The 4832-nt window shown below is 49.8% G+C and carries 3 protein-coding genes, 1 tRNA gene and 1 pseudogene; 2 read left to right on the top strand and 3 right to left on the bottom strand.

What is annotated here, in order from left to right; translation table 11 throughout:
* A pseudogene (locus RhoBH5_RS32260) lies at positions 1 to 216 on the bottom strand (hypothetical protein); the annotation flags it as partial.
* A gap of 530 nt (positions 217 to 746) precedes the next feature.
* On the opposite strand from RhoBH5_RS32260, the gene RhoBH5_RS32255 reads away from it, so the two are divergent.
* Positions 747 to 1361 (top strand): hypothetical protein, encoded by a 615-nt coding sequence (locus RhoBH5_RS32255; protein ID WP_270009599.1) that lies wholly within the window; start codon positions 747 to 749, stop codon positions 1359 to 1361.
* A 230-nt stretch (positions 1362 to 1591) separates the two neighbouring features.
* Positions 1592 to 1665 (top strand) — tRNA-Leu (locus tag RhoBH5_RS32250).
* Positions 1666 to 2630: 965 nt separating this feature from the next.
* Here the strand turns inward: RhoBH5_RS32250 and RhoBH5_RS32245 are convergent.
* Both RhoBH5_RS32245 and RhoBH5_RS32240 read right to left on the bottom strand, forming a co-directional pair.
* A complete protein-coding gene (locus RhoBH5_RS32245) occupies positions 2631 to 3647 on the bottom strand; it encodes a LacI family DNA-binding transcriptional regulator (RefSeq protein ID WP_270009598.1) in 1017 nt (338 codons plus the stop codon).
* Positions 3648 to 3885: 238 nt separating this feature from the next.
* Positions 3886 to 4011 carry a hypothetical protein gene (locus RhoBH5_RS32240; protein ID WP_270009597.1) on the bottom strand — a complete coding sequence of 42 codons (126 nt, stop codon included), beginning with the start codon at positions 4009 to 4011 and terminating at the stop codon, positions 3886 to 3888.
* Between the last annotated feature and the right edge of the window lie 821 nt (positions 4012 to 4832).

Below are 4832 nucleotides of genomic sequence, written 5' to 3'. Positions count from 1 at the left end.
CGTTCCATCCATTCGGAGTTCGAACGTGATCCGTGAGGCCGACCATTTCCGGGTCCGGCGCATGAATTCGATCTCGGCCACGACGCCCGCCGCGGTGGGGCCGGGTGGTGGCGCGGTGCGCTGGATCGGTCCTGTAATTCCCAGGTCACCGTATTTGGGATACGGATTGCCCCACTTCGAGGTGCACTTCCGAAATCCCCATCTCGGCGGCCACATGGGCTACCGGACGAGTGCGTCACCGCTCGACGAGGCGTCGTCTTCCCTCCGCTGTCAGCAGGGCATTACGGTGTGTCACAGGGCTGGTCCTTCTTTGTCGAGAACGGCTATGTCGCAACTCCCATTCTTACGCCGAGAACCAGCCCGCCTGCTCTTGAGTCCCGCGTCAACAACGTCCATACCCACAACAGATAGTCTATCTATTTACTTAAATTACATTTACGCAAACTTGACGATGGTGTTGGCTCCTTCGCATCCGTATTCGCATCCGCAACTTCGCGTAACATTGCACTTCAGTTTGAAGTTCACATCAATAAGGAGATTTTATGGCGACTAGCGGAAATGACCCCCACCATAATCCAGCGGACGGCCGACGATTTTCGTCCCAGGATTCGTATGACCAGCAGGGATTACCTTCTTCCGCAGATGGCCCGCCGCCAGGGATATACCCACTACCGCCCGGAGGCTGCAACTTCCCACCGCCGCCCGCCAATGACTACGGGTCAGGGTTCCGTGGACCGCAGCTTTCCGTGGGCGCTGCAATTACCTACGGCTGGAACAAGTTCAAAGACAACGCATTGGTCTGGATCGGGATCTCGATCATCGCTTTTCTGATCACCGGCCTCATCCAGGGCGCTTTCAACGGCTTTGACTACACCAACACAGAGTTCAGCGCGCTGTCCATTGTGGGTGGATTGGTCACCGCAATCGTCGGCTACATCATCCAAGCCGCATTCCTCCGCGGAGCATTGAGCGAATTGGATGGAATCAAGCCGGCCTTCGGTACCTTCTTCCAATTCACCAACATCGGCGCAGTTGTTCTCGGCGGTTTCCTTGTCGCCGTCGCCACCTATGTCGGCTTGGCTCTCTGCATCATTCCCGGCATCATCGCGGCGTTCCTGCTCTACTACACGCTGACCTTCATCGTGGACAAGAACCAGGATGCGATTTCGGGCATCAAATCGAGCTATGCGTTGACCTCGTCGAACGTCGGAACGTTGATCCTTCTGGCGCTCGCTCTGATCGGTATCAACATCATCGGCGCACTGCTGTGCGGAATCGGCCTTCTCGTGACGGCACCCGTCGCGTTGATCGCCAGTACCTACGCATACCGCGTGCTGACCGGCGGCCATGTAGCTGCCTGATCAGTTCGTTTACATCACCGAAGGCCCTGCGAAGTCGATCAACCGGTCACACGGTCGCCAGCACGAAACAGACAGGCCAAGGGTTAACCACCCTTCTTTATTCTTGGAATTTAGTGGCACGACAGGATCTCATCTGCGATCTTGCCCAAAGTTGTCACCCATTCTATGAAATTCCTGATTTTTTTCGCTGCGATTTTCACTAATCGGATAGAGCGGAGTTCTTAGGTAGAGCCTCCATGGCCCAATTGGCAGAGGCAACGGACTTAAAATCCGTACAGTGTCGGTTCGAATCCGACTGGAGGCACCTGGATTGACAGATTTCCGTCGCACCACGGGCGCGTAGCCCGCACCTTGAATTTATACGACAATCTAGTCGTCGGTCTGAGGTATAGGCGGGTTCGAAACTATCGAACGCTAACAGCTAATTGTGCATTTTCTACAATTCCGCGCGGGCAATCCGTATTTAGTAAACGGACGGGCACGGTCGCTCCTTGCGGGAAACTGGTGTCCAGATCCCCACTGAAAGCCGAATAGTAAAGCAATTTGCCAACTTAAAATGCCCGATCACGGACAAGAATTAGAACTATTAACTTTCTTTCAAATTAAGTATTCATTTGCTTACTTTTTCTTGAAAGCGGAGGTACGATTCAATCAAGAAAATTACTTCCAAATCTGGAAGGAAAAACATGATTTCATCCATTGCGCTCGATTATATAAATATCGCTAAAATGCGTCTGAGTAACGAACATTTCGATATAGACGAAAAGGCTACACAAAATTCTGCTGTCACCATCGAACATGGTAAGCGGAAGTAACAATCAGAGCATCGTCAATTTTGGAGCTAAAAATAGCAGGCAGCCTAGTCAGTCGATCTAAAAATTCTTACGCGGCACCTTGGCTATTCTAATCACTATTTTCTAACTGTTGAATCGCCCACAGATATTTCTCCACACGACACTTTCATTGAATATTTTTTGCAACTATATCAAACAAATTGCATACACACAGAAGTATTATTCATTGAAAATTGCCGACCATGTGGACTATTGGATTTCGATCCGACAATACTCGGAAGGATTTTCATTAGGTAGTTATTCAGCGCACATTGGGCAGGTAATCTCACACAGGAAAAATGCCAATCTGTCGAACTTAACTAGAAGTTCGATAATGCGATCTCGTTTCACTTAAATAACATCGCCTGGACGCGCAGCAGAATAAGCCCGACCCTGATAGGTTACTCGTCTAAATTAGCTAGATAGTCAAGCATCCTTAAATCGTTGTTTTACGTTCAACTAACTCGGCCACCAAATCGTTTCGACTTCGTTTAGATGAAAGAGACTTCCCTGCGGCGAGCCTCACTACGCTATAAGCAGCACGTTTTGCAAGCTTTTCAATATCAAGGAACACGGTAGTCAATTCTAAGATTGAACCCAGATCAGTATTATCTGTACCGACCACATCTATATCCTCAGGAACCCGCACACCGCATTTACTTAAAACAGAAATCAATGCTATTGCATAATTGTCATTATAAGCATATATTGCAGAGGGTAGGGAACCCTCTAAAATCCAGTTCTGGACAATCTTAACGATTTCTCCTTTGGTGAGATCAAAGTTTATTTTTTCTGTCGTTGCGCCGAATTTGGTAGATATCCTCATAAACTCGTGATATTTGGTATCGGCAAAATCATACGAATTGGAATTTGGCGGTGCCAAGTAGGCAATACGTCTGTGCCCTTTCTTTTCGATGAGGAAGCGAGCAGCCACTTCGCCGACCCCCTGACTCATTACGAGCGAGGATGCGTATCGCACAGGTTTATCGGACATGAGTAGAATTCCCATCACACCTTCTCTACGAAGGAGATCTGCAGACTCTTTTCCACATATAGAAGATGGGGCGAACACAACTCTGGGTCGGTATGAGCACCAACGTCGGACCGACTCAGCTGGCAATGAATTCATATCTGCATCAATTATTAATCGTAAATTATACTTCTCGAGTTCTTGACGAAATTTAGTGACAAAACGAACTGCTACGTCAGCATCATGATAATTTGGTATTGACATCAAGACGATGTCCGTGTGGTGCGATCGCAAAGATTTTGCATTAGCATCCGGTATATATTCGAGAATTTCAATACTTCTCTTCACCCGATCGCGGGTCGACTTGCTGATTGATTTATCCTGACGGTTAACAACCAAAGATACCGTAGTTCGCGAGACTCCAGCATGAGCCGCAACATCCGAGCTGGTCGCCCTTTTTCGTCTTCGTTGATCTTGTACCATGCGCCTTTGCCGTATTCGTCTTTCGAAATTGTAAATATTCTAAAATCTCACTCGGAATTTCGATTCCCTTAATCGAGGAAGTGCGCAGAGGCCTCACCTGCGCACTTCTGACTTTAAGCAATAGCATCCCCTGACTGTTGTGTGCGACAAGCATAGGCGAGTTCAGATGAAATTTCATCCCCCACAATCAGAGTTAGTGTTAAATAGCCGTCCTGAAGCAAGTGGTCCACTAATTTAGTCAGCCCGGAAATTGCGAAGCAACCACGTGATGGTCGGCGGATTTAATCACGTACGCGGCGTTCGCGCTGACCACAGTGAGTGCCGTGAGCAGCAGGATCATCGGAATGAGGGGAACCTGCCCCATTTGCGCAGTCAATTTCCGCAAAAGAACGCGATTTCTGGACGCTACCGGTAAATAATGCGGAGCGTTGTCGATGTCTGAGACAAATGTCTGAACAGGAACAAATTGCGTACCTTTTTCGAAGACTATAGGGATGCGAAGATCCCACAAACGAACTACCAGGCTGTATACATGCGGCCGAAAGGCGAACTGCAAAAGAAGTGCTTCGCGCAGATCCAGAGCAACAGAAGATTCTGCAAATCACACAACTGATTTGAATCCCCGGAGTTTCCGGAACTTCTATCCTTTGGGAGAGATGGAGTCATGTCGTCAGGAACGAACAGAGATACCCGCCCGAACTGCGTGAGCGTGCGGTGCGGATGGTCGCCGAGGCCCAACACGATTACCCGTCGGAGTGGGCCGCGTTCGAATCCGTCGCAAAAAACTCGGCATCGGAACAGCACAGACGCTGCTCAGCTGGATCTGGAAGGCGCAAACTGACGCCGCGAACGACCTGGTGTGGCAACGGAGATGGCAGCGGAGATGCGCAAGCTCCGGGCCGAGGACCGGGACTCAAGCCTGCCAACGAAATCCGGAAGTCGGCATCGGTTTTCTTCGCAGCCGAACAGGGCCGCAACAACAAGTGATCATCGACAATCGATACAAGACTGAGTAGGCGTCGAGCCGATATGCAGGGTGCTCAGCGAGCACGGCTGCTCAATGGCGTATTCAGTTGGTCGAAGCAACACGTTGCTGTTGGATTGATCGTAGGTGTTCGTTCCAAGCTTCAGCGGGGGTTCGCCATTGGAGTCGTTTCCGTGGTCGCGGGTTGAGCGTGTGCGACT

Origin of the sequence: Rhodococcus sp. BH5, assembly GCF_027583855.1 — a bacterium.
In the GTDB taxonomy this organism is placed as follows: Bacteria; Actinomycetota; Actinomycetes; order Mycobacteriales; family Mycobacteriaceae; genus Rhodococcus_F; species Rhodococcus_F qingshengii.
This window is presented reverse-complemented; position numbering and strand designations above follow the sequence as displayed.